This window comes from Haloferax marinisediminis (genome assembly GCF_009674585.1).
Lineage (GTDB): Archaea > Halobacteriota > Halobacteria > Halobacteriales > Haloferacaceae > Haloferax > Haloferax marinisediminis.
The window spans coordinates 2701818-2725444 of sequence record NZ_WKJP01000001.1 but is presented as its reverse complement, the minus strand read 5'-3'; the positions used below and the strand labels follow the sequence as shown (position 1 = coordinate 2725444).

Below are 23627 nucleotides of genomic sequence, written 5' to 3'. Positions count from 1 at the left end.
GTGCGAATATCGAGTCTACCGACCCGCAGATTCATGGCAGAGCACTGATGGATTGTGTGTATGAGTAGGCAACAGTCGTCTGACAGCCCTCCCGAAGGGTGGCCTCGATGTGAGTCTGGCGCAGTCGAGGTGATGCTCCTCGGGACGTACCACATGGACAACCCGGGATTGGACGTCGCCCAAATCGACGTTGACGACGTGCTCCACCCCGAGCGACAGGCCCAGTTACGAACCACAGTCGATGCGTTGGAAGGGTGGTGCCCCGACCGGGTTGCCGTCGAACGCCCGTACGACCGGGCAGACGAGGTGAACGCGCTCTACGACGAGTATCGGTCGGGAGAGCGGTCGTACGACACCGAACAGGAAATCGAACCACCGCACCCACGCAGAGACGACCTGACGACCGAGTGCCGAAGCGAAGTCGTCCAGCTCGGGTTCCGGCTGGCCGACCGACTGGCCCACGACCGAGTCTACCCAATCGACTATCCGATGGACCTCGGGAACGACGCGTACGCGGCGCTCGCAGAGCGCGGGTTCGAACCGACCGACAAGGTGCCGTTCGAGCACGTCGACGTAGGTGAACTCGAACGAGAGCTCACGGAACAAATCGCGACGAAGACGATTCCTGCGTTCCTTGTCTGGCAGAATCGAGAACAGAACCTCGGGACAGATGCAACCGCGTTCTTCGGCGAGACCCTTCGTTGGGGACAGGGAGACAACTTCGGTGGACCGGAGATGGTCGCGACGTGGTACGACCGAAATCTGCGGATGGTGCACAACCTGTGGCGAGCAGTCGAGTCGGGCGACGACCGAATACTCGCCGTGGTCGGCGCGAGCCACGTCCACGTGTTGCGAGAGCTACTCTCGAACGCACCGATGTTCTGCCCGGTCAGTGCACTGCCGTGCCTCGAAGACGCGGTGTAGGGCGACGAACGCTCAGATGAACGCAGCGACGGCCTCGATACCCACGACCGTCACGATGAGGCGACCGGCCGACCCGACGAACGTCGCCGCAGCGAACTTCAGGTAGTCGTCTTCGAGGACCGCGAACGCGTAAATCGAGAGCGTGTCGGGAAAGCCCGGGACACAGAGTGCCGCGGCGAGGCCGGCGTAGCCCCATTTCTGGGCGATTTGAATCGCCTTCCGTTCGGTCCATCCCATCACGTCGACCGGGAGTCGGTCGAGCGCCTTCTCGACGTATCCTGACTCCTTGGTCTCGTGGCCGATGTGGAACGCGAAGACGCTCCCTGCGGATTTACCAGCGCCGCTGACGAGGATGATGACCGCTAGCTTCACGCTGTCTGGCAGGCCGAGGTTGAGCGGTGCAAAGAGGACGATTTCGCTCACGCCGGGGAGGGCAAAGGCGATGAGGAACGAGTAGGCGAAGATAATCACCAGACCGAACCACCCAGTCGCTGTCTCGACGAGCGAGGTCAGCCACGAGAAGTCGGGGTAAATCCCGAGGGCGAGGTCAACGAGCGACACGAGCGCAGCAGGGTTCACATCTGATGTTCGAAACCAATCTAATGTAAGCCTTCAGGTTTGGGTAGCCAACTCACGAACGCGTGAAATTCATAGACACCGGAACTATTCGTGGTACTGAATTGGGTGACCGACTCGTCACCCGACTGCGGACTGCGGGTCGTCGACGGTCACGGCGGGTGGCCCCGAACCGACGAACGTGATGACGATGACCAAATCTTCGTCGGTCCAAGAGGGTTCACCCAACGCCGCCTGTGTCGCCACTGAAACGTCGTTCGTTTTTTCCGAGGATAGGCGGTGAACCGCGGAACAATCAGTACAGTTGGGGGCGGCCGCTGCCGACGTCGTCGAGGTCTGAGAGGAACGCCCGAAGCGATTCACGGGAGACGTGGGGCATACACACCACGCGAAGTTCGCCGCTGGCGGTCCGCGAGATGCGCCATCCGAGGTCACGAAGCGACGCGAACTCCGAGTCGGGAAGCGGTGCAGCGACGAGGGGAAGTTCGGGTTCGACGGCGTCGTACCCACGCGCGACGAGTTCCTTGTAGAACCACTCGGCGTTCGCTTGCTGTGTCTCGTACGCCTCGCGGTAGCCAGCAGGCCACAGTTCGCGCATCGCGGCGGCGGCGGAGGCGACACCTGCACCGCTCCGGGTGCCGGTGAGACTCGCCTGTGAGGTGGATTCGAGGTAGGGTGTATCGATGGCGAGTGCGTCCAGAATCTCTTTGTCGCGGAAGAGGAGGCCACCCGCGGGGACGACAGCCTGTCCGAACTTGTGCGGGTCGATGGTCATCGAGTCGATGGGTGCGTGGGCGAACGACCACTCGTGGTCGGTGAACGGGAGGACGAACCCACCCCACGCGGCATCGACGTGCATCAGTGCGCCAACGTCGTGGGCGACGGTAGTCAGTTCGGGGATGGGGTCGACCCGACCGAACTCGGTGGTGCCGGCGACACCGGCGACGAGAATCGTGTGGTCGTCGACCGCCTCGCGGACGGCATCGACGTTCGCCCGGTAGTCGACATCGACGGGGACGGTCCGCAACTCGACACCGAGCACGTCGGCGGCCTTTTGGAAACTGAAGTGGATGCTCTCGGGTGCGACGACGTTCGGGTCGTCGTCACGGGCGTGATTTCGCGCGGCGCGAATCGCTTGGATGTTCGCCTCCGTGCCACCGCTGGCGATGTAGCCATGGGGGGTCGAAAGCCCGGTCATCTCGCCCAGATACGCGAGCGCGTCTTCTTCGAGTGCGGCGACCGTTTGATACGTCGCTGGGTCGCCCGGATTCGTCGCCACGAACCGCGCTGCGGCCTCACGGGCCACTGGGTGCGGTTGGGTACACATCGAAGAGAGAACGCGGTCGAACGATTGCGGTGCCGCGCGCTGCATGCATTCCGGTAAAACTACGCGCAGTATATCGGTTCCGCTCTATTGTTCACGCGCATCGTTGAGTGTAGAAATCGAGTTCCGAGGCGAGTCTCGGTTCACCCGAGGACGAACGACGAGAGAAACAGCGTCGTGTTGTAGAGGGCGTGCACGGCGATTGGAACGGCGAGGTTCTGCGTTCGCTCGTAGATGTACCCGAACACGGCACCGACGAGGAAGAGTGCCGCAAGCGGGACGAGAACGACCAGTCCGCCGCCGACGAAGTTGAACGCGTGGAGCGACGCGAAGATGGCGCTCGCGAGCGCGATGGCACCGACGGGGCCGAACGTCTTCCGCAAACGGCCCTGAACTGCGCCCCGGAAGAGCAGTTCTTCGGCGGGGGCGATGACGAAGATGGACAAGAGTGCGAGCACGACGAGAATCGTCGGGTCGACGCTGGCCGCTTCGCCGACGACCGACTGCACCGGACTGAGGTCGACGAACGTCGAGGCTGCGACGAGCAGTCCGACGGCAGCGAAACTCGCGGCGAGGCCGATTGCGACCCACTTGATATCCGTTCGCGTCGGGACGCGAATGGAAAATCCGTCGAGAAGTGTGACGATGATGAGCACACCGACGACTGCGAAGGCGAGTTGCGACGGAATCAGCGAGACGACGAGGAACGACGACCCGGTGATGTCGATGGAGACGTCGAGGGCGAGTAGCGGAACGAACGCGACGATGGTGAGGACGACGCCGAGGAGGATGGCGGCGGCGACGATGGCGAGCGCGACGATTATCGCACGAATACGGGCGATAACGTCTGTCTGTGGAGTGGAGGATGTATCGACTGCGGTGGACATGGGTGAATCACGAACCTCTCACTCTAGAGAGACGTGCGCGGGAACCAAAAAGACGGAGTTCAGTCTCTGAAACGGGGAGACGCTGGGCGCACTGTGTGACGGGTGTTCGTCGGCAGTGGGTCGAAAAAACGAGAACCGGTCGTGTGACTGGACGGCGCGTCGTCAGCGAACCGAGTCGAGGATGAGTCGCTGTTCGACCCGCTTGACTTCGTGTTGGACGTCGCGGACGGCGTCGATGTTGGCGGAGATAGAACTCACACCTTTGTCGACGAGGAACTGGACCATCTTCGGCTTGGATCCGGCCTGTCCACAGATGCTCGTCTTCACACCGACCTCACGGCACGCTTCGATGGTGTCGCCGATGAGTTTGAGCACGGCCGGGTGGAGTTCGTCGTAGATGTTGGCGACGTGCTCGTTGTTGCGGTCCACGGCGAGCGTGTACTGCGTCAGGTCGTTCGTCCCGAAGGAGGCGAAGTCGATGCCGGCGTTTGCGAGGTCACGGATGCACAGCGCGGCGGCCGGCGTCTCGATCATGACGCCCCACTCGCGCTTGTCGGGGTCGATACCTGCTTCCACCATGTGCTCTTTCGCGCGAAGGACGTCCTCGGCGTCGTTGACGAGGGGGAACATGATTTCGATGTTGTCGTACCCCATGTCGTACAGACGGCGGAACGCCCGGAGTTCGAGGCGGAAGATGTTCGGGTTGTCGAGGCCACGGCGGATGCCGCGGTAGCCGAGCATCGGGTTGTGTTCGCGTGGTTCGTTCTCGCCGCCTTCGAGTTGGCGGAACTCGTCGGTTGGTGCGTCGAGGGTGCGGACGCGAACTGGTCGCGGGTAGAACTCCTCTGCGACTTCGCGCACACCGGAGACGATTTCGTCGACGTAGGCACGCTCGCCGTTCTGCTCGATGAAGCGCTCGGGCGTCTTGCCGAGCGTCAGCACCATGTGCTCGATACGGAGGAGGCCGACACCGTCGGCACCCGTCGCGGCGGCGCGTTCGGCCGCCTCGGGAATAGAGACGTTGACCTTGACTTCCGTCGCCGTCATGGGTTTGACGGGCGTCTTGGGTCGTGCTTCTTCGACGGGTTGGCGCTGTTTCTCTTCGGGTTCTTCACCTTCGCGGATGGTTCCCTTGTCGCCGTCGATGGTGATGATGTCGCCGTCGGTGAGCGTCGAGGTGGCGTCGCTCGTGCCGACGACTGCGGGGACGCCGAGTTCGCGCGAGACGATTGCCGCGTGCGAGGTCATTCCGCCCTCGTCGGTGACGATGCCGGCGGCGCGCTTCATCGCGGGCACCATGTCGGGCATCGTCATCTCGGTGACGATGATGTCACCTTCGGCGACCTGGTCGAGGTGGTCGAGCTTCGTCACGATGCGAGCGCGACCGGATGCGATGCCGGGGCTCGCCCCGAGACCACGCATGATGACGTCGTCGCCGGTGTTCTTGGCTTTGTCATCACTGCTCGCGGAGTCGCTGTCGTCGCCCTCGGAGATGGTCGTGATTGGGCGGGACTGGAGCATGTACACTTCGCCCTCGTAGACCGCCCATTCGACGTCCTGCGGCGTTCCGTAGTGGTCTTCGACCAGTTCGCCGAGTTCGAGCAGTCGGTCGACCTCGCCGTCGACGAGCACGCGGTCGTGGCGCTTGTCGCTCGGCACCTCGCGGTCGACGGTCTGTCCCGTCTCTTCGTCGCGGACGCACATCGTCTTCTTGTCGGCGATGGTCGCCGTCTCGACCTCACCGGTCTCGCGGCTCACGACGTAGTTGTCGGGGGAGACGGTGCCTGAGACGACTGCCTCACCGAGACCCCATGCGGCCTCGATGATGACCTTCTTCTCGCCCGTCGAGGGGTGACGTGTGAACATCACGCCCGACTTCTCGGAGTCGACCATCTGTTGGACGACCACTGCGATGTCGACTTTGTCGTGTGGGAAGCCCTTCCGGTTGCGGTAGTAGATTGCCCGCTCGGAGAACAGGGAGGCCCAGCACGCCTTGACGCTCTCGAGGAGTTCCTCTTCGGTGACGTTGAGGAACGTCTCTTGTTGGCCTGCGAACGAGGCATCTGGGAGGTCTTCGGCAGTTGCAGACGAGCGAACTGCGACGAAGGCGTCACCATCTCCGATGCTCCGGTAGGCGTCGAGAATCTCTTCTCGGACGCTCTCTGGCATCGGCGTACCCATGATAATCTCGTGGGCCGTCTCGTGCGCCTCTTTCAGCGCCGCCGAGTCCTCGTGGTCGACTTCCACCGCAGAAAAGAGTTCGTCGTCGATTCCCGCATCCTCGATGAAGGCTCGGTACGTGCCCGCCGTCACGACGAACCCCGGTGGGACAGGAAGCCCTGCACCAGTGAGTTCGCCCAGCGACGCGCCTTTGCCGCCGACCAGTTCGAGGTCGTCGGCCCGTACGTCGTCCAGCCAGACTACAGCCATGTGGTGTTCGTATGGTCCCGGAGGGCAATAAAGAAGTTTGCGACCGGGACATGTGTGAATAAAAACTCACTCATACCCGAGTATGAAATTGTTACGCGAACCAGAAACCGTTCGGTATCACGCGTCTCGGCGCTCTCGTCCGTGCGTCTCGCAGAGAACCTCTCCCGTGTCTGGGTCGAGGTAGAAGGGTTCACCAGCCACGACGTGCTCACCGCAGACTGCACAGCCATCGTCGTGTCGGAGAAAGTACCGCCCCTCTTTCCGCCCCGTCTCCAATCGTCCAGCGGTGACGGCGATGCGGGTCAATCCTTCGCCGATTTGTGTGCGCGCTTCGCTGTCTGCTTCTTCGAACCGTATCGGTTGCATAGGAGAAGTTGGCTGGCCGTCGGCAAAGGGGTGTGGGCAGCGAGGGGTTCTTACTCGCTCGTCCCGTGACTTCTAGCGTGCTTCCGGAGTGGGTATTTCTGCTCCCATCGTGGCTCGTGGTGGGCCTCGTCGTGGGCGCAATCGCCTCCGTCGTCGTCGCCGGAGTGTTCGTCGTCGGTGGCCGCCTCTTTCCCGACCAACCGGTCTCTCGCGGTCCGCGAGTAGACGGTGTGGGTCGCCGCCGCCTCGAAATCCGAGACTACCTGACCGCTATCGGCGAGCGATTCGTTGAAGACTGGACGATTCGCGACGAGACGGTGGCGTTCTACCTCCCGGAGCGACACGTCGCGATTACGTTCGACGCGCAGGCCTTCTTCCGCCTCGAACGGGCGGGGGTGTACGCCGTGTTGTGTGAACACGAGATGCCGGGCAGGCAACTCGGTCGTCGACTCCCGTTCGAAGTCGCCGACATCGAACCCGAACTGGCAGACGTAGACGACCCTATCACGGAGGCCTTCGACAGATTAGGACTCTCGGCCAACGCCTCTCCCGACGCCGTCCGCGATGCCTACCGCTCGCAAGTCAAAGACGTCCATCCAGACCATGGCGGCGACCAAGAGCGGTTCCGCAGGCTCCGCGAGGCGTACACGATGGCACGAGAACACGCCGAGGATTAGCGACGTCGCGGTTTCGCTACGACGTTACGGTTCGGTCACTTCGAACAAGACACCAGCATCGCGGAGTGCGTCGGTCACGCGCCCGGCGGCGTCAGTGCTGGCGACGACCACGGCATCTAATCCGCGTGCAGCGGCGTCGGCCGCAACCTCGCCCGGTGAGAACCACGTTTCGAGGTCGATATCTGCTCGACGACAGGCGACGACTCCTTCGACGCCGCTGGCGACGACGATATCGGCGTCGGCGCACGCGTCCGCCAGCGTCGGTACGTCTACGTCGCTACTCCCGCCCAGTCGCGCCGGTGGGATTTGCAGGACGCGAACTGACCCCGGTTCCATTTCGATGACGCCTTCGAAGCCAGTGACGCTGACGTCTTCACCTGCCGCTGCGTCGGTCGTTGCGACGCCGATGGCCGGGCCGGTGTCGTCCGGTGTCGCGTACAGGAGTCCGTCACGGAGTGAGAGCGTCACCGTCTCGCCGGCCGAGACGTCGTCGGTGACGATGGCGGCATCTTCGTTGACGCTCTCGAGGACGTCGTCGGTGACGTGTTCGGCGAATCGCTGGAGTGCGCGGGCCTCCTGAAAGAGCCAATCGACTCCCTCTTTCGTCACGCGGTAGCGAGACCGCCCTTCTTTGTCCACCAGTCCGTCGTCGACGAGTTCGCGGATGTACTCGGAGACCGCTTGGCTCGTCACGCCGACTGCCTCGGCTATCTCACCTTGACTCACGGCCGGTTGGCGGTCGGCAATCTCGGCGAGGATGCGGAAGCGAGTCGCGGTTCGCTTGTCCTCGAGGGCGCCGCTCATATCACGAGTGAGGGACGCACCCCGTAAAAAGGCCCTCGCTCCGAGGGCCACGAATTGGGCTGAATGAACTCCGGTGGTGCTTTGTCTCTGTCGCCCCTGTCGTCCGTCGTGCTCAGTGTCGCCGTCCGTGACCGTGCCGTGTTCCTCCCGGCTGCAGACGCACTCGTCGTCGCCGACCTGCACGTCGGCCGCGCGGACGCGTCGGACGTGGATTTCCCTCTCGGAGAACGGACCGACCTCGCCGACCGACTGACGGCACTCGTCGCCGAGTTCGACCCGCATGAGGTCGTCTTCGCAGGCGACCTCCTCCACCGATTCGACCGCGTCTCAGAGCGGAGCGTGTCGGCCCTCGAAACCCTCGCTGAGACCTGCACCGACGCCGGTGCGACTCCTGTGTTCGTCGCCGGAAACCACGACACCATGTTGGCCGAGTCGTGGTCGGGCGACGTCCACGACGAGTACCGACTCGCAGACGAGACACTCGTCTCGCATGGCCACTGCGAACCCGATGGCGAGAGTCACCTCTACGTCGTCGGCCACGACCATCCGATGCTCACTATCGAGGGGCGGACGCGTCCCTGTGTTCTCTACGGCCCTGGTGCGTACCGCGGGTCGGACGTGCTGATGCTTCCGTCGTTCACCCGTCTCGCCGCAGGTGTCGAAATCAACCGAATGCGTGGGTCAGACTTTCAGTCGCCACTCGTCCGCGACGCGAGCGTCTTTCGCCCGTTCGTCCGCGACGACGACGCAGGCGAGACACTCACGTTCCCGCCGTTGGGGAAACTTCGTCGCCTCCTCTGACAAAAACCTCCGCACGAAGTCTCTCGGTGCTGGGCTGCTTCCCACCTGCCGAGAAGTGCACGCGGTGGATATGCTCGGAGCATGACTATCTATAGACACGATGTCCTCGCTTCGCACGCAGATACGAGCGCACCGATTCGTCGTGTTCCTCGTCCTGACGTACGTCCTCACGTGGGTGTGGTGGATTCCCGCGACGCTGCTCGTCAGGGGTGGTGACCCGCCAGCATTCGTCTCACTACTCGTCCTCGTGGGCGGGTTCGGTCCATTCCTCGCGGCGATTGTCCTCGCAACCGCGACTGGTGATATTCGGTCGTGGAGTCGGCAGTTGGTGAGCGTTCGAGCCTCACCGGCCATCTGGGCCGCCGCCGTCGCCGTTCCAGTCGTCCTCTTCGGTGCGACGCTCGCCCTCACCGTGGTCACTGGATGGTCGTTCGACAGTGCGGCCCTCGGACCGGCGGGGGTGCTCGGTGCGCTTCTGCTCTCGACGCTCATCCGCGGCGGCCTCGAAGAACCCGGTTGGAGGGGCTATGGGCTTCCCGTCCTCCAGCGACGACTCGGTGCGTTCCGTGCTTCGCTCGTCATCGGTGTCGTCTGGGCGGCGTGGCACATTCCACTGTTCGCCATGCCCGGGAGTTCACAATCCGGCACGTCGTTCGTGTTCTACCTGCTCGCGGTCCTCGCAATCAGCGTCATCACGACGTGGTTGTACAACGAGTCCGGTGGTCGTGTGCTCGTTCCCATCGCGTTCCACACGACTTGGAACGCCATCTCGGTCTACCTGTCGGCAGGCGTCACCGGTAACGGTATTCTCCCTTCCGAGGCCAGTCTCGCTCTCGCTGCGTGGCTACTGGCAGGGATACTCGTCTACCGCTACGGTACACAGCGACTCTCGTCTAAACCGTTGCCGACTGGTGGGCTCTCGTTCGACGGTGTCCAGTCCACCTCGGAAGTCGATTCAACTGGCGGCGTCACGTCCACGAACTATTAGCCCGCGGTGAGCGACGCCACCTCTGTCTCAGTTCGAGAGGTCCGCTCGAACCGCGTCAGCGGCTTCACGACCGCTTCGCATGGCTCCTTGAATCGACGACCACGCGGTGTAGTCGCCTGCGAGGTAGGTCCGTCCGGAGGCGTCACGGTGCCCCGGAAGCGAGTCGTGAACACCCGGCGGTTGCGCGAACTGCGCGAAGGAGATGTAGTCGGTGTGTAGCAGTTCGAGGTCGGTGAAGTAGCGCTCTGGGTACCACGCTTCGAGCGCCCGGAGCGTCTTCTCGAAGAGGTCTTCTTCCGATTCGTCCTGTGCGGCCGCTCCGAGGAACGTCGCGCTCAGGAGTTCTTTGCCCGCAGGTGCGTATTCAGGCGCGACAGTCGAGAGTGGAGCGACCGTGTTCGGGTCCGGATTGGCGGCGTTGAGCATGATACGCTTGCCTTCGTTCAGGCCGCTTCCCTTGGGGAGCGTGTAGTATTGGGTGGCGCACCCGTACGCGTCGGTCGGAATCGACTCGACGCCGGTCAGGCGCCGTGCTTCTTTCGGGTCGGTCGCGACGACGACGGCGTCGGCTTCGACCGATTCGGTACTCGTGGTGACGATCGCGCCGTCGGAATCGCTCTGCAGCGACTCGATTCGTTCGCCGAGACGAATCGTCGCGCCTTCGTCGCGGGCGCTGTCGGCGAGTTGCTCGGGAATCGCTTGCATCCCGTCCGCAGGGACTGCGGTACTCCCGTCTGAGAGCATCTTGAAGGTGTACTCGAAGACGCGCTTCGACGACGACAGCGACCGGTCGAGCGTGATGCCGCCGTAGAACGGGGCGACGAAGTGGTCGATGTAGTCCTCGGAGAATCCCCAGTCGCGGAGGTACGACCGGATGCTCTGGTCGGGCGAGGCGAATATCTCGGCTTCGTCGCGGGTGCTCACGTCCTGTCTGAGCGCGAGCGTCCGAAGTTTGTCGCTCGTCGTGACCTCGGGATTTCGGAGCGAGTCGAACAGACTCCCGATGTCGCGGAGGGGATCTGAGAGGACCGAACGGCGACTCGGCCGACAGATGGTCGCCCCGGCCGTGAATCTGCGGAGGTCGAGGGCGTCGAGGTCGAGTTCGCGCCGAACTGCGGGGTAGCCCGTGAAGAGGACCTGGAACCCACGGTCGAGCGTGAAGCCGTCTTTCGTTCTGGTTCGCACGCGGCCGCCGACCTCGTCCCGTCGTTCGATGACGGTCACGTCGGCCCCATCGGCGGCGAGGTGTCGTGCGGCGACGAGACCGGCGAGACCCGCACCGACGACAACGATGTGGCTATCGTCCATACACGGTCCCTCGGACGCGTGACACAAAGCCCCTGCGGGTGGAAGCCATCGCCCGACGGGAAGGGCTTAGTCCCTCCCCCCATTAGGGCCGCCTATGCAGACTTCCGACACGTTCTCTGGGCTGGTGTGTACGGAGACCGGTGACGAGTACGACGCCGACGTGACCGGCAAAAGTGAAGCGGGCGCGCCGCTCGACCCCACCTACGACCTCGATCGCGTCGAGTGGGATACGGAGACGCTCGCAGCACGCCCCTTCGACTCGATGTGGCGCTACCGCGAACTCCTCCCGTTTTCCGACCCGGTGACGGCGAACGAAGGTGCAACGCCGCTCGTCGAGGCGTCCGCGCTCGGCGAGGAGACCGGTGTCGGGTCGCTGCTCATCAAAGACGAGGGACGCAACCCGACCGGGACGTTCCTCGACCGAGGGTTCTCGCTCGCGGCCACGGCGGCGCGTGAAGCAGACGCGGAGGTCGTCGCGCACGCCTCACCCGGTAACGGAGCGCAGTCCGCTGCGTCCTACGCAGGCCTCGTCGACGTTCGCTCGTACGGGTTCGTCCCGTCGCGGACGCCGTTCCCGAACAAAGCGATGGTGAACGTCCACGGCGGGCAGATGAAAGTCGTCGGCGGGCGCTATCCTGCCGCACTCTCGGCGCTCCACGAGAAACTCAAGAGCGACTGGTATACGCTCCAAGAGTTCGACAACCCGTATCGACACGACGGCGCGAAGACCATCGCCTACGAGATTGCCGAACGACTCGACTGGACCGTCCCCGACTGGGTTGTCGTCCCCGTGGCGACGGGTGAACTCGTCTACGGCGTCTACAAAGGCTTCCGCGACCTGTCCGACCTCGGCCTCGTCGACGACATCCCCCGCCTCGTGGCCGCCCAATCTGTTGGCTGTTCACCCATCGCGACGGCGTGGGAGGCCGGAAACGACGAAACTGAGGCGTGGAACCACCCCGACACCATCGTCGGCGAACTAGAGATTCCGGACCCCAAAGGCGGGTCGCTCGCACTCCGTGCAATCGAGGAATCGGACGGTGCCGCTGTCACTGTTGGTGACGACGACGCCCTCCAATCGGCAGTCACCGCCGCCCAGACTGCCGGCGTCGAAGTGGGTGCCGCCGGTGGTGTCGCACTCGCTGCTGCGTGGGACCACTCCGACGAGTTCGAAGACGACGACACCGTCGTCGTCGTCAACACCGAATCCGGAACGAAGAACGCCGATATCCTCCGTAGTCACCTGATGGGGCAGGGAATCTAACCCAGATACGGAGACGGCCTCGAAAGTGCGTCCCGGTCGACGGTCGGTTTTGTCCATCAGATATTTGGTTTAGACACGTCTAATTCAGCCTATGTTGAGCGACGTGATGGAAGATTATCTGAAGGCAATCTACTCTCTCCAGATGGAGCACGGCCCACCCGTTTCGACGTCCGCCATCGCGGAGTATCTGGGCAAGACGCCGCCGACCGTGACGAGCATGGTCGGAAAACTCGAAGAACGCGGGCTGCTCGACCGCGAGAAGTACAAGGGTGTCGAACTCACCGAAGAGGGTGAGACCGTCGCACTCGAAGTGCTCCGACATCACCGCCTGTTGGAGGCGTACCTCACCGAGCACCTCGACTACTCGTGGAGCGAAGTCCACGAAGAGGCCGATGCACTCGAACACCACATCAGCGAAGAGTTCGAGCGCCGCGTCGCTGCCGCACTCGGTGACCCAGAAGTAGACCCCCACGGCGACCCCATCCCGAGTGCCGACCTCAAGCCACCCAGTTCGTCAGGATTGACGACGCTCCTCGACCACGCGGTGGGCGATACCGTCGTCGTCTGCCGGGTTAGCGACCGTGACCCTGAAGAGTTGGAGTACCTCTCTGAGGCGGGCGTCACGCCGGGAACGACCATCGAGATAACCGACATCGCACCGTTCGGGATGGTCACGGTCCGCGTCACCGACTCCGACCGCGAACAGAGTCTTCCCGAGTCTGTCGCACAGACCATCCGCGTCCGCACCCCAGACGAAGAGTGTGAAGACGAGGGTGTTTCGACTGCGTGACTGGCTGGACTGAAATTCTCGTCGTCGCACTCGTCGCGCAACTCGCGGTGTTGCCCGGGGAGAAAGTTCAGTTCATCATCGCCGGTCTCTCGACGCGATTCGACCCAAAAGTCGTCGTCGCGGCCGCAGGGTCGGCCTTCGCCCTGTGGACCGCACTCGAAATCGCCTTCGGGAAGGCGTTACAGACCGCACTCCCACCAGTGGCACTCGACGCGTTCACTGCTATCTTGTTCGCCCTCTTCGCGGTGCTTCTGCTCCGGGCGACTCCGTCGAAGAGCGGCGGGACTTCGCTGACGGACGGCGGACTCCCCGAGTTCGACGCGACGCCGTCGCTGTTCGGCCGAGAACTATCGAGCAAAGGGTTCGGCGGGTTCTTTCCAATCTTCGCCATGATGGCCGCCGGTGAGTTCGGCGACAAGACGCAGCTGGTGACCATCGGACTCGCCGTCCAGTACGGCGCACACCCGGCAGTCTGGGCCGGCGAGATGCTCGCTATCATCCCGGTGAGCATCGCCAACGCGTACTTCTTCCATCGGTTCTCCGACCGATTCGACACCCGAAAGGCGTACCTCGGTGCTGCATTGCTCTTCGGGTTCTTCGCACTCGAGACGACCGTCGCCATCTTCACCGGGTTCTCCGCGTGGGAGACGTTCGTCACCGGTGTCTCTGACGTGATTCTCGCACTCGTCTGAGTGGACGTCGTTCGCGCACCGCGACGCCACATTCGCGCCATTTTTCACGGAATCGCTCCAAGAAACGCCGATGTCTACTGTCCTCCCGTCTCTCGGCGCCGGGTTGGTCTTCGGCCTCGCACTCGCAGCACCGCCGGGACCGATGAACGCCGTCATCGCCGAAGAGAGCGTCGTCCGTGGGTGGTCCTCGGGCGCTCGTGCAGGCCTCGGTGCGATGAGTGCCGACGCGCTGTTCTTCGTTCTCGCGGCACTCGGACTCGTCGCGTTCGTCGAGCAGTTTCCGACGATTCGTGCCGTGATGGTCGGTGTCGGCGGTCTCCTCATGCTCTACTTCGCCTACGGTGCGGCCAACGAGATGCGTACGACTTTCCGTGAGGCCGCGGACCCAGAAACCGACAGCGCCGGGTTCACGAAGGCATTCGTCCTCGCGCTGACGAATCCGTACCAGATTCTGTTTTGGCTCACTATCGGCGTCGGGTTACTCAACTCCGGAACCGTCGACGTGCTCTCGTACACTCCCTACGTCGGTGCGTCGCTCTCGAACCTCCTCATCGTCCAGACGGGGAGTCCGGCGCTCATCGTCGGATTCTTCGGCGGCATCGCCGTCTGGGTCGTCGGATTCCCTGCTGCCCTCGTCGCGGCCGAACAGCGAGTCGATTCGTTCGCACCGGTAGTCGCAGCGCTCAGTGCGGTCGTCCTCGGCGGATTCGGCGTGCTGTTCCTCTGGGACGCGGTACAGACGCTCGTCTGAACCGAGGCGTTCTCTCGTGGACGCGGGCGGGATTTTGTCACCCCGTTTCCGCCCAGACGAGAAACACTATGAACCACCGTGGCGGATGCTTGCGTATGTTCGACAAATCGACGTGGATCAAACTCCCCCGAAACGTCCTCGTCGGCCACGGCGTGCTCGACCAGCTCGCCGATGCGGTCGCCGAACTCTATCTCTCGGGGGAGCCGCTTCTCGTCACGAGCCCGTCGCCCGAGCGCATCGCGGGTGACCGAATCCGCGACCAGTTCGACGGCATCGCGTCGGTCTCACTGGACCGAGCGAGCTTCGAGTCGGTCGAGCGTGTCGTCGAAATCGGCCGCGAGATGGACGCTGGCTATCTCATCGCCCTCGGCGGCGGCAAACCAATCGACGTTGCCAAGATGGCCGCAGACCGTCTCGAATGTGGGTTCGTTTCGGTCCCCACGGCGGCAAGTCACGACGGCATCGTCTCCGGACGGTCGTCGATTCCCGAAGGAGACACCCGTCACTCGGTTGCCGCGGACCCGCCGCTGGCAGTCGTCGCCGACACCGAACTCCTCGCCGAAGCACCGTGGGAACTGACCACTGCAGGCTGTGCAGATATCATCTCGAACTACACCGCAGTCAAAGACTGGCAACTCGCCCACCGCCTCAAGAACGTCGAGTACTCCGAGTACGCGGGTGCGCTGGCGCAGATGACCGCAGAACTGCTGGTCGAAAGCGCGGACTCCATCAAACCCGGACTGGAAGAGTCTGCGTGGATTGTGACGAAAGCGCTCGTCTCGTCGGGCGTCGCGATGTCGATTGCCGGGTCGTCACGACCCGCCTCGGGCGCGGAACACCTCTTTTCGCACCAACTCGACCGCATCGCCCCCGGCCGCGCACTCCACGGCCATCAGGTCGGTGTTGGCTCTATCATGACCGAGTACTTCCACAGCGGCCCCCGTGGCGAGTGGACCAACATCCGCGACGCGCTCTCGACCATGGGCGCGCCGACGACGGCAGACGAACTCGGCATCTCCGACGAGAAGATTATCGAGGCGCTCACCACGGCACACGAGATTCGTGACCGCTACACCATCCTCGGTGACGGTGTGAGCGAAGAGGCGGCTATCGAGGCTGCGACGATTACGGGCGTTATCTAGAACCCACCTTTTTACGCCTCGGGTCGCGAAGCGACCTCTCGGCGCAAAAACACGGAGGGAAAAAGACCGCAACTCACTTCGTTCGTCGCGGTTCGAAACGGAGCCAGTACCGCACCACACTTACACCGAACCCCACCGCCCCCCCCATTCCAAACCCGAAGAGGGAATACGTCTCTTGACTAACACCCGGTCATGGCAACTGCGAGCGCCGGCAATCCACTGAAGGAACACCCCGCGGCGGCGACTATCATTCTCTCTGTGGTCGGATACGCCCTCGTCGTCGGGACGTTCCTCGGACTCGTCCCCGGCAACGTCTTTCCCAGGTTGTCGCTCGAACAGGTGAACCGCCTCTCGGACGCAATCGCGCTGGTGAACACGCTCAACATCTTCGTCATCGCGGCGGGTTGGCGGTGGATTCGCCGTGACGAAGTCCGAAAGCACAAGATTGCGATGATAACGGCGTTCCTCCTCATCATCGCGTTCCTCGTCATGTACCTCACGAAGATTGGCGGCGGCGGCACCAAGGAGTTCGTCGGCCCGGTGTACGCGTACGTCCCGTACCTCGCGATGCTGGCGATTCACATCATGCTCTCGATCGTGTCGGTTCCGGTGGTCCTCTACGCGCTCATCCTCGGCCTCACGCACTCTGAACACGAACTGCGCACCCAGACTCCCCACCGGAAGGTCGGTCGCTTCGCCGTCGCAGCGTGGTTGCTCTCGCTCGCCCTCGGTGTCGTAACCTACCTCCTCCTCAACCACGTGTACGGGTGGGAGTACGAAGTGTCGGCGGTGGCCGCACTCGTCGCACCGGTCGTCGGCATCTGACGACGGGCCACGTGGACTGGGATTTTCTCGACTGTGTGCGTCGTCTCTCGGACGCGAAAGACGTGGATTTTTATCGCGGCGCGTAGTGGCCGCGAATATGCGAGTCGCACTCGTCTCGATGTACACACCGCACCACGAAGAGACGGGAGCGACGATTCGAATGCGGCGAACTGCCGAACTCCTCGCCGAACACGGACACGACGTTGTCGTCCTCTGTGCCAAGTGGTGGGACGGCGAGGTCATCGAGTTCGCACAGAACGGCGTGACGTACCACCGCGTGACCGACTCGCCGGCGTCTGGGCGGTTCGCCTCTCGAGTCCCGTTCGCCCTCCGTGAGGTCAAACCGGACGTCATTCAGGTCACGAGTTTCCCACCGTCGTGTGTGACGGCGGCCAAGGCCGCGGCGCGATTCTTGCGTGTCCCTGTCGTCGCCGACTGGTGGACCCGAGACGACCGAGGTGGGTCGCGCTCGTATCGCCGCGCGGCGAAGGCCCCACACGCCGTCTTGGCCCCCTCCGAGATGATTCGGACGCAGGTGCGCGAACTGGGTGCGTCCGTGGACGCGACCCACGTCGTGCCCGAACCAATCGACATGGACCTCGTTCGGGAGGCAGGCGTCCAAGAGCGAGCGGACGTCGTTTACGCGCGTGACTTAGACGAGCACGCCAACGTCGAGAGTTTCCTCCTCGCACTCGCCGAACTCCGCGACAAAGACTGGGACGCCGTCGTCATCGGCGACGGCACCGAACGGTCGAACGCCGAACAGACCGCACGCGACCTTCGAATCGACGACCGGGTGGAGTTCCTCGGCGAACTCTCTGCGGACGAGGCAGTTCCCATCATGAAGGGCGCACACGTCTTCGCGCAGACGGCGACGCGCGAACCGTTCGCCACGAACCTCCTGTGGGCACTCGCGTGCGGGTGTGTGAGTCTCGTCGAGTATCAGGCTCGGTCTGCGGCCCACGAACTCGTCGAGGGACGCGAACGCGGCTCCCTCGTCACCAGTCCACAGGAACTCGCCGACGAGATCGTCGCTGCCCGCGGATTCGACCACCGGACGGTCGACGAAGACTTCGCCCGGTACGACTCCCGACAGGTCGTCAGTCAGTTCGAGTCGGTGTACGAATCAGAGATAGACGACTTCGGCTTCTTCTGACGCTGACGCGCCGGATGCGTGAACAGCGCAGTCGCTCATCACTGTGAAAAACCGGGGGACGAAACGACGGGATTACTCCTGGATGTCGTAGTCGCCGCCGTATTTCATGAAGAAGTACGCGAGGCCGAGCGTCGCAATCATCGCGAACGTCGTCGCGACGCCGAGCGCCTTCGCGCTGTCCGGGACCTGCGGGAGGCTTGCGCCGCCGCCACCGCCACCGACTTCGACAGTCGGGACGTCGCCGCCGACGGCGACTGCACCGAGCATACCGAGTGCCTCGTGAGGTGCGCAGTGGTACTTCGTGATACCTGCATCGCCCTCTTCGAAGGTGTACTCGTATGTCGTACCAGCTTCAGCGACTGGTGCGCCGGATTCGAGTGACGCGCCTTCGCTCGCGACGACGTTGTGTCCGCCGCCTTCGCCAGTCCATTCCCACGTCACAGTCGTCCCCGGGTCGATCCAGACACCAGCGGGGGCGAACGCGAGTGCGCCGCCGTTACCCTCAGCGCCGACCTCGATGGTGACTTCGCTCTGTCCCCGAAGGTCTTCGTAGCCACCGTCGACGCCGTCGAGGTAGCCGCCGAAGTCTGGTTCTTCAGTCTGCGCCGCGGCCGTGCCAGAGGTGGCGGCAACCGCCGCGCCACCAGCGGCCGCGCCGAGGAACGCCCGCCGAGACATATCCACGTTGCCGTCGGTCATGTCCGCCGCTTGGTGTGGGCCTGTAGTGAATACTTTGGTTCGCGTCCGTCGGCCGAAGGATACCGCGCCTCAATTTGACGGGTCCCCGACCGCTATTTCACGGCCGGCTTAGAGCGTGTAGTCGAACTCGCCGGTCTCACTCGACAAGAACGCGGTCAGGAGGTCGATGTACGCGGTCACGTCGTCTTTGTGGACGCTCTCAGTCACGGTGTGGAGGTAGCGCGTCGGCATCGAGATGGCACCGACGGGTTTCGCGCCGTAGGTGTTCTGGAAGCCACCGGTGTCCGTGCCGCCCGCGGGGAGCAGTTCCATCTGGTAGGCGATGTCGTTCTCTTCGGCCACGTCGCGCAGGCGACGGTGGACCTTCGGGTTGGCGATGGCGCTGGAGTCTTTCAGTTTGATACCCGCACCTTCGCCGAGTTGCGTCACGTAGTCAGCGGGCTTGAAGCCGGGAACGTCGTTGGCGACGGTCGTGTCGAGACCGAGTGCGAGGTCGGGGTCGAGGTCGACGCCCAGTGCTTGCGCGCCGCGGAGGCCGACTTCCTCTTGGACGGTTGCAGCGAAGTGGATGGTGACTTCGGGGTTCTCGATGCGACGGGCCGCTTCGAGCATGGCGAACAGGCAGACGCGGTCGTCGATGGCTTTGCCCGTGACGTGGTCGCCCATCTGGACGGTCGTCTGCTCCATCGTCACGAGGTCGCCGACGGAAATTTCCTCTTCGACCGTCTCGGAGGGGAGACCGAGGTCGACGAACACGTCTTCCACCTTCGGTTCCTTCTTCTTCTGCTCTTCAGTGAGCGTGTGCGGCGGGACAGAGCCGATGACGCCGGTGAAATCGCCACTCTCGGCGTGGACCGTGACGCGCTGGGCCTTCAGGACGCGAGGGTCCCAGCCACCGAGGGCATCCAGTTGGAGGAAGCCGTCCTCGTTGACGTGACGGACCATAAATCCGATTTCGTCCATGTGAGCCGCGACGGCGACTTCGTAGTCGCTCTCGCCTTCGATGGTGCCGACGACGTTGCCCATCGCGTCGACGCTCACGTGGTCGGTCGTCGCTTCGAGGTCCTCGCGGACGAGGGCGCGAATCCGGTCCTCGTAGCCGGGGACACCACTAGTCTCTGTGAGTTGCTTCAGACGGTCGAAGTCGAAGTCCATGATTCTGCATGAATTGCCGTTGTAGATAAGTCCATCAGTCCCGGACGAGGCGGCCGGCTCTCACACTGCGACCACTGGACGCGGTTTTGAGAAACTTCTAAATAGTTTATGGTTGTTCCGGAACGTTTTTCCACGTCACTCTGTACCTTCAAGGTATGTCTGACGTCGAATCTCAACTTCGCGAACAGTTCATGGACGCGTTCTCCGGTGCGAGTTTCCCTGTCAAGAACCAGATGTCGCTCGTTCCTGCCCTCCCGAACGGTCCGGGCACGAAGTTCGAAGCCGACGGTGTGACCATCACCGCGATGGAACTCGCCGCGAAGCTCGGCAAGCACCAGGACTTCCCGTACGAAGACGCTGAGAGCCTCGTCGACGACATCATCGAGGGGCTCAAGGCCGAAGACATGATCTAATCACGGCAGTACGCCGTTCACTCGATACCATCTTTTAACCCGACTGAGCGACTGCGCCACCCAGTATGTGGACCCGAGTCGCAGTCCCCTCGACTCTCGGACTTCTGACACCCAAACCGATTTCTCGCCACCGCGCGAATCTTCGGGGTATGCGAACCTACGATATCGAGCGCTACCTGCACATCAGGAGCGCCTATGGTGCTTCTTTCGCCCCCGACGGGGAGCGACTCTCGTTTCTCATGGACACGACGGGCGTCCCACAGGTGTGGACCGTCGACGGCCCCGGCGTCTGGCCCGAACAACGAACGTTCTACGACGAACGGGTCACCTTCGCCTCGTGGTCGCCTGAGAACCCTGAACTCGTCTTCGGGATGGACAAAGGCGGCAACGAGCGCGAGCAGTTGTTCCGTCTCGAACCCGACACGGGCGTCATCGAGAATCTGACCGAACACCCCGATGCCAAACACCGCTGGGGTGGGTGGAGTCACGACGGCGAGCGGTTCGCCTTCACGTCGAATCGACGGGACAACGCCGTCTTCGACGTGTACGTACAGGACCGCGACGGGACGGGCATGGATGCCACGCTCGTCCACGAGGGCGACGGGTGGCTCACCCTCGGCGGGTGGTCGCCGGACGACTCGAAACTCATCGTCCAAGAGGCGTACTCGAACTTCGACCAGGACGTGTACGTCCTCGACCTGATTACGAACGAACTGACGCATCTCACGCCGCACGAGGGCACTGTTCGATTCCAGAGTCCCGAGTGGGGGCCGGACGGCGAGAACATCTACATGGTGACCGACCGCGACAGCGACACGCTCGAACTCGTCCGCTACGACCTCGAAACCGAGGAGTTCACGCTCGTCGAATCCGGTGACGACTACGAGTTCGATGGAATCAGCATCGACCACGAGACGCGCAAACTCGTCTACTCTCGGAACGTCGAAGGCTACACCGAACTCACGTTCGGCGAACTCGTCGGCCCCGACGAGATTGACACGTTCCCCGAACCGGACCTCCCGAAGGGCGTCGCCGGCGGCGTCTCGTTCTCACCTGACGGCGACCGAGCGTCTATCACGGTCACTGCCAGCGCCGACACCGCGAACGTCTACGTCGTCGAACTGGAGACAGGCCACGCAGAGCGGTGGACGCACGCGGCCACAGCGGGGATTCCACGAGATACGTTCGTCCCGCCGGAACTCGTCCACTACCCGACGTTCGATGGCCGCGACATTCCGGCGTTCTTCACCCTCCCCGAAGAGTCACCCGAGGGGAAGACACCCGTCATCGTCGATATTCACGGCGGCCCCGAGGCACAGCGCAGACCGTCGTTCTCGTCGGTAAAGCAGTACTTCCTCTCACGCGGGTACGCCTACTTCGAACCCAACGTCCGCGGGTCCGCAGGCTACGGGAAAGCCTACGGCCACCTCGACGACGTAGAAAAGCGGATGGATTCGGTCGCCGATATCGAGGCGGCGGTCGAGTGGCTTCACGACCACCCGGCAGTCGACCCCGACAAAATCGTCGCGATGGGCGGGTCGTACGGTGGGTTCATGGTGCTCGCGTCGATGACCGAGTATCCAGACCTCTGGGCTGCCGGCATCGACATCGTCGGCATCGCCAACTTCGTCACGTTCCTCGAAAACACGGGCGACTGGCGACGTGAACTCCGCGAGGCGGAGTATGGCTCTCTCGAAGACGACCGGGAGTTCCTCGAATCCATCTCGCCACTCAACAACGTCGAGAAGATTCGCGCGCCGCTGTTCGTCCTCCACGGCGAGAACGACCCGCGCGTTCCGGTGAGCGAGGCCCACCAACTCGTCGAGGAGGCACGCAAGCACGCCCACGTCCGCGAACTCATCTTCGAAGACGAGGGACACGGCTTCTCCAAACTGGAGAACCGCATCGACGCGTACACCCAGATTGCCGACTTCCTCGACGAGTACGTCGGAAGCGCTCACGGCGAGTGAGCTGACGGCGGTCACACCGACTGAGCCGACGGCGCCCACGTCGAGTGTTTTGACGGCGGTTGTGCCGAGTGAGCTGTGGCAGCCGTGTCGGTCGAGCGGCAACGTTCCTTATCTTCCGTTAGAATCAAATCGGGTGACACCGAACCTCCGCGTATGAGCGCGGACTCCGAACAGCGAACTATCCGGTGTCTCATCGCCAAGGTGGGACTCGACGGCCACGACCGTGGGGCACACGTAATCTCTCGCGCCTTCCGCGATGCAGGGTTCGAGGTTATCTACTCCGGACTGCACCGAGCGCCTGACGAAATCATTCAGGCGACGGTCCAAGAGGACGTCGACGTTCTCGGCATCTCCATCCTCTCGGGTGCACACAACACACTCGTCCCGAAAGTGATGGCCGGCCTCGAAGAGTACGGGGCACTCGACGACACACTCGTCATCGTCGGCGGTATCATCCCCGAAGAGGACCGCCCCGAACTCCTCGACGAAGGCGTCGACGCCATCTTCGGCCCCGGCACGCCGATGCAGGAGACGATCGACTTCGTGAAGGAAAACGCGCCTGAGCGGAAGTGACGATGGGGCAGGCGGTCGAATCCGACCTCGTCGAGCGACTCCTCGACGGTGAACACAGAGCACTCGCTCGCGTCATCACGAAAATCGAGTCGCAGTCACCGGGCTACCGTGACATCGTCTCCGAGATTCACGCACACACGGGCCACGCGTCTGTCGTCGGTATCACCGGGAGCCCCGGCGCTGGCAAGTCGACGCTCGTGGACAAACTCGCGAAGTACTACCGCGACCAGGGTGAGACGGTCGGTGTTATCGCCGTCGACCCCTCCTCGCCGTACACCGGTGGTGCCGTCCTCGGTGACCGCATCCGCATGGCGTCGAACGTCGGCGACATGGACGTGTTCTTCCGGTCGATGAGCGCCCGCGGCCAACTCGGTGGTCTCTCGACGGCGACTGCAGACGCCGTCAAAGCGCTCGACGCCTTCGGGAAGGACCGAATCATCATCGAGACGGTCGGCGCAGGCCAGAACGAAGTCGACGTCGTGAAGACCGCAGATACGGTCGTCGTCCTCGTCCAACCCGGCAGCGGCGACGACGTTCAGATGCTCAAAGCTGGTATCCTCGAAATCGGCGACGTGTTCGTCGTCAACAAAGCAGACATGGAGGGCGCCTCTCGCACCGTCGCCGAGCTACAGGAGATGATTCACCTCCGCGACGACCCACGAGCGAATCTCGACGTGGGTCACCACGGTGCTGACGCGTTCGACGACGCCGGTGCGCACGGCGGCCACGGTCACGGCGGGAATGACCACTCTCACGAAGTAGACGAAGAGCCCGAGCCAGAACCGGTCTGGACGCCACAGGTCGTCGAGACCATCGCCACGACGGGTGAGGGAATCGACACCCTCGTCGAGACGCTCGCCGACCACTACACGTATCTCTCCGAGTCGGGAGAACTCGAAGAGAAGGCCCGACAGCGCGCTGCCGAAGAGATTCGGCAACTGCTCCGGAGCGACGTGAACAGACTCCTCGAACGCGAACTGGACCACCGTGGCGGTATCGACGACTTCGCCACCGCCGTCGTCGACAAGGAGACAGACCCGTACGCGGTCACCGAAACCGTCATCGAACCGCTTCGGGAGTGTCTCGAAGACCGAGACGACTGAGCCAGTCTC

General features: G+C 63.3%; 25 protein-coding genes. 15 read left to right on the top strand and 10 right to left on the bottom strand.

The features are described 5' to 3' along the window. The first annotated feature begins 60 nt into the window (after nucleotides 1-60). Nucleotides 61-924: a DUF5694 domain-containing protein gene (locus GJR98_RS14120; RefSeq protein ID WP_151139282.1), complete on the top strand. Its 864-nt coding sequence runs from the start codon at nucleotides 61-63 to the stop codon at nucleotides 922-924. A 12-nt stretch (nucleotides 925-936) separates the two neighbouring features. Here the strand turns inward: GJR98_RS14120 and GJR98_RS14115 are convergent, their stop codons facing one another. The 6 genes from GJR98_RS14115 to GJR98_RS14095 form a co-directional block, all read right to left on the bottom strand. After that, a complete protein-coding gene (locus tag GJR98_RS14115; protein ID WP_151139281.1) occupies nucleotides 937-1503 on the bottom strand; it encodes a YqaA family protein in 567 nt (188 codons plus the stop codon). A gap of 117 nt (nucleotides 1504-1620) precedes the next feature. Beyond that, nucleotides 1621-1746, bottom strand: coding sequence for a hypothetical protein (locus tag GJR98_RS17865; protein ID WP_255518443.1), 126 nt, complete (start codon nucleotides 1744-1746; stop codon nucleotides 1621-1623). Between the two features lie 49 nt (nucleotides 1747-1795). Further along, nucleotides 1796-2872 carry a tyrosine decarboxylase MfnA gene (gene mfnA / locus GJR98_RS14110; protein ID WP_151139280.1) on the bottom strand — a complete coding sequence of 359 codons (1077 nt, stop codon included), beginning with the start codon at nucleotides 2870-2872 and terminating at the stop codon, nucleotides 1796-1798. 95 nt (nucleotides 2873-2967) lie between these two features. Beyond that, nucleotides 2968-3711, bottom strand: coding sequence for a CPBP family intramembrane glutamic endopeptidase (locus GJR98_RS14105; RefSeq protein ID WP_151139279.1), 744 nt, complete (start codon nucleotides 3709-3711; stop codon nucleotides 2968-2970). Nucleotides 3712-3873: 162 nt separating this feature from the next. After that, nucleotides 3874-6141, bottom strand: coding sequence for a phosphoenolpyruvate synthase (ppsA, locus tag GJR98_RS14100; RefSeq protein ID WP_151139278.1), 2268 nt, complete (start codon nucleotides 6139-6141; stop codon nucleotides 3874-3876). A gap of 117 nt (nucleotides 6142-6258) precedes the next feature. Beyond that, nucleotides 6259-6507 (bottom strand): hypothetical protein, encoded by a 249-nt coding sequence (locus GJR98_RS14095; RefSeq protein WP_151139277.1) that lies wholly within the window; start codon nucleotides 6505-6507, stop codon nucleotides 6259-6261. A 77-nt stretch (nucleotides 6508-6584) separates the two neighbouring features. Between GJR98_RS14095 and GJR98_RS14090 the strand changes: the two genes are divergently transcribed. Further along, on the top strand, nucleotides 6585-7184 hold the full coding sequence (locus GJR98_RS14090) for a J domain-containing protein (protein ID WP_151139276.1): 600 nt from the start codon (nucleotides 6585-6587) through the stop codon (nucleotides 7182-7184). 24 nt (nucleotides 7185-7208) lie between these two features. Here the strand turns inward: GJR98_RS14090 and GJR98_RS14085 are convergent, their stop codons facing one another. After that, the gene (locus tag GJR98_RS14085; protein ID WP_151139275.1) at nucleotides 7209-7988 is read right to left on the bottom strand and encodes a DUF7839 domain-containing protein; all 780 of its coding nucleotides are present in this window, start codon (nucleotides 7986-7988) and stop codon (nucleotides 7209-7211) included. A 108-nt stretch (nucleotides 7989-8096) separates the two neighbouring features. Here GJR98_RS14085 and GJR98_RS14080 point away from each other — a divergent pair, with 108 nt between their 5' ends. Both GJR98_RS14080 and GJR98_RS14075 read left to right on the top strand, forming a co-directional pair. Further along, nucleotides 8097-8789, top strand: coding sequence for a metallophosphoesterase (locus GJR98_RS14080; protein ID WP_151139464.1), 693 nt, complete (start codon nucleotides 8097-8099; stop codon nucleotides 8787-8789). 100 nt (nucleotides 8790-8889) lie between these two features. Beyond that, nucleotides 8890-9777, top strand: a complete 888-nt coding sequence (locus GJR98_RS14075; RefSeq protein ID WP_151139274.1) for a CPBP family intramembrane glutamic endopeptidase — start codon at nucleotides 8890-8892, stop codon at nucleotides 9775-9777. Between the two features lie 27 nt (nucleotides 9778-9804). Here the strand turns inward: GJR98_RS14075 and GJR98_RS14070 are convergent, their stop codons facing one another. After that, nucleotides 9805-11085: an NAD(P)/FAD-dependent oxidoreductase gene (locus tag GJR98_RS14070; RefSeq protein ID WP_151139273.1), complete on the bottom strand. Its 1281-nt coding sequence runs from the start codon at nucleotides 11083-11085 to the stop codon at nucleotides 9805-9807. Between the two features lie 94 nt (nucleotides 11086-11179). Between GJR98_RS14070 and GJR98_RS14065 the strand changes: the two genes are divergently transcribed. The 7 genes from GJR98_RS14065 to GJR98_RS14035 all read left to right on the top strand — a co-directional run bounded on the left by GJR98_RS14065 (nucleotide 11180) and on the right by GJR98_RS14035 (nucleotide 17705). Beyond that, nucleotides 11180-12349, top strand: a complete 1170-nt coding sequence (locus GJR98_RS14065; RefSeq protein WP_151139272.1) for a threonine synthase — start codon at nucleotides 11180-11182, stop codon at nucleotides 12347-12349. A gap of 91 nt (nucleotides 12350-12440) precedes the next feature. After that, a complete protein-coding gene (locus GJR98_RS14060) occupies nucleotides 12441-13139 on the top strand; it encodes a metal-dependent transcriptional regulator (protein WP_151139271.1) in 699 nt (232 codons plus the stop codon). Next, nucleotides 13136-13831, top strand: coding sequence for a TMEM165/GDT1 family protein (locus GJR98_RS14055; RefSeq protein WP_151139270.1), 696 nt, complete (start codon nucleotides 13136-13138; stop codon nucleotides 13829-13831). The genes GJR98_RS14060 and GJR98_RS14055 overlap by 4 nt, the downstream gene beginning before the upstream one ends. Before the next feature lie 70 nt (nucleotides 13832-13901). Continuing rightward, the gene (locus GJR98_RS14050; RefSeq protein ID WP_151139269.1) at nucleotides 13902-14582 is read left to right on the top strand and encodes a LysE family translocator; all 681 of its coding nucleotides are present in this window, start codon (nucleotides 13902-13904) and stop codon (nucleotides 14580-14582) included. Nucleotides 14583-14677: 95 nt separating this feature from the next. Next, a complete protein-coding gene (locus tag GJR98_RS14045; RefSeq protein ID WP_151139268.1) occupies nucleotides 14678-15724 on the top strand; it encodes an NAD(P)-dependent glycerol-1-phosphate dehydrogenase in 1047 nt (348 codons plus the stop codon). A gap of 192 nt (nucleotides 15725-15916) precedes the next feature. Continuing rightward, on the top strand, nucleotides 15917-16549 hold the full coding sequence (locus GJR98_RS14040) for a DUF420 domain-containing protein (protein WP_151139267.1): 633 nt from the start codon (nucleotides 15917-15919) through the stop codon (nucleotides 16547-16549). A 97-nt stretch (nucleotides 16550-16646) separates the two neighbouring features. Continuing rightward, nucleotides 16647-17705, top strand: coding sequence for a glycosyltransferase family 4 protein (locus GJR98_RS14035; RefSeq protein WP_151139266.1), 1059 nt, complete (start codon nucleotides 16647-16649; stop codon nucleotides 17703-17705). Nucleotides 17706-17777: 72 nt separating this feature from the next. Here the strand turns inward: GJR98_RS14035 and GJR98_RS14030 are convergent, their stop codons facing one another. Continuing rightward, complete coding sequence (locus tag GJR98_RS14030) at nucleotides 17778-18404, bottom strand: halocyanin domain-containing protein (RefSeq protein ID WP_151139265.1); 627 nt, start codon at nucleotides 18402-18404, stop codon at nucleotides 17778-17780. A gap of 108 nt (nucleotides 18405-18512) precedes the next feature. Further along, nucleotides 18513-19559: a M42 family metallopeptidase gene (locus tag GJR98_RS14025; RefSeq protein WP_151139264.1), complete on the bottom strand. Its 1047-nt coding sequence runs from the start codon at nucleotides 19557-19559 to the stop codon at nucleotides 18513-18515. 155 nt (nucleotides 19560-19714) lie between these two features. Between GJR98_RS14025 and GJR98_RS14020 the strand changes: the two genes are divergently transcribed. The 4 genes from GJR98_RS14020 to meaB all read left to right on the top strand — a co-directional run bounded on the left by GJR98_RS14020 (nucleotide 19715) and on the right by meaB (nucleotide 23618). Next, nucleotides 19715-19972, top strand: a complete 258-nt coding sequence (locus GJR98_RS14020) for an MTH865 family protein (protein WP_151139263.1) — start codon at nucleotides 19715-19717, stop codon at nucleotides 19970-19972. A gap of 149 nt (nucleotides 19973-20121) precedes the next feature. Next, on the top strand, nucleotides 20122-21942 hold the full coding sequence (locus GJR98_RS14015; protein ID WP_151139262.1) for a S9 family peptidase: 1821 nt from the start codon (nucleotides 20122-20124) through the stop codon (nucleotides 21940-21942). A 153-nt stretch (nucleotides 21943-22095) separates the two neighbouring features. Continuing rightward, complete coding sequence (locus GJR98_RS14010; protein ID WP_151139261.1) at nucleotides 22096-22515, top strand: cobalamin B12-binding domain-containing protein; 420 nt, start codon at nucleotides 22096-22098, stop codon at nucleotides 22513-22515. A 2-nt stretch (nucleotides 22516-22517) separates the two neighbouring features. Further along, entirely contained in the window at nucleotides 22518-23618 is a 1101-nt protein-coding gene (gene meaB / locus GJR98_RS14005; RefSeq protein ID WP_151139260.1) for a methylmalonyl Co-A mutase-associated GTPase MeaB, read from the top strand. Nucleotides 23619-23627 lie beyond the last annotated feature (9 nt).

Coding starts and splice junctions, on each gene's coding strand:
- GJR98_RS14120 (WP_151139282.1), top strand. CDS start 61: ATGAGTAGGCAACAGTCGTCTGACAGCCCTCCCGAAGGGTGGCCTCGA.
- mfnA (WP_151139280.1), bottom strand. CDS start 2,872: ATGCAGCGCGCGGCACCGCAATCGTTCGACCGCGTTCTCTCTTCGATG.
- GJR98_RS14105 (WP_151139279.1), bottom strand. CDS start 3,711: ATGTCCACCGCAGTCGATACATCCTCCACTCCACAGACAGACGTTATC.
- ppsA (WP_151139278.1), bottom strand. CDS start 6,141: ATGGCTGTAGTCTGGCTGGACGACGTACGGGCCGACGACCTCGAACTG.
- GJR98_RS14095 (WP_151139277.1), bottom strand. CDS start 6,507: ATGCAACCGATACGGTTCGAAGAAGCAGACAGCGAAGCGCGCACACAA.
- GJR98_RS14085 (WP_151139275.1), bottom strand. CDS start 7,988: ATGAGCGGCGCCCTCGAGGACAAGCGAACCGCGACTCGCTTCCGCATC.
- GJR98_RS14075 (WP_151139274.1), top strand. CDS start 8,890: ATGTCCTCGCTTCGCACGCAGATACGAGCGCACCGATTCGTCGTGTTC.
- GJR98_RS14070 (WP_151139273.1), bottom strand. CDS start 11,085: ATGGACGATAGCCACATCGTTGTCGTCGGTGCGGGTCTCGCCGGTCTC.
- GJR98_RS14065 (WP_151139272.1), top strand. CDS start 11,180: ATGCAGACTTCCGACACGTTCTCTGGGCTGGTGTGTACGGAGACCGGT.
- GJR98_RS14060 (WP_151139271.1), top strand. CDS start 12,441: ATGTTGAGCGACGTGATGGAAGATTATCTGAAGGCAATCTACTCTCTC.
- GJR98_RS14050 (WP_151139269.1), top strand. CDS start 13,902: ATGTCTACTGTCCTCCCGTCTCTCGGCGCCGGGTTGGTCTTCGGCCTC.
- GJR98_RS14045 (WP_151139268.1), top strand. CDS start 14,678: ATGTTCGACAAATCGACGTGGATCAAACTCCCCCGAAACGTCCTCGTC.
- GJR98_RS14040 (WP_151139267.1), top strand. CDS start 15,917: ATGGCAACTGCGAGCGCCGGCAATCCACTGAAGGAACACCCCGCGGCG.
- GJR98_RS14035 (WP_151139266.1), top strand. CDS start 16,647: ATGCGAGTCGCACTCGTCTCGATGTACACACCGCACCACGAAGAGACG.
- GJR98_RS14030 (WP_151139265.1), bottom strand. CDS start 18,404: ATGACCGACGGCAACGTGGATATGTCTCGGCGGGCGTTCCTCGGCGCG.
- GJR98_RS14025 (WP_151139264.1), bottom strand. CDS start 19,559: ATGGACTTCGACTTCGACCGTCTGAAGCAACTCACAGAGACTAGTGGT.
- GJR98_RS14020 (WP_151139263.1), top strand. CDS start 19,715: ATGTCTGACGTCGAATCTCAACTTCGCGAACAGTTCATGGACGCGTTC.
- GJR98_RS14015 (WP_151139262.1), top strand. CDS start 20,122: ATGCGAACCTACGATATCGAGCGCTACCTGCACATCAGGAGCGCCTAT.
- GJR98_RS14010 (WP_151139261.1), top strand. CDS start 22,096: ATGAGCGCGGACTCCGAACAGCGAACTATCCGGTGTCTCATCGCCAAG.
- meaB (WP_151139260.1), top strand. CDS start 22,518: ATGGGGCAGGCGGTCGAATCCGACCTCGTCGAGCGACTCCTCGACGGT.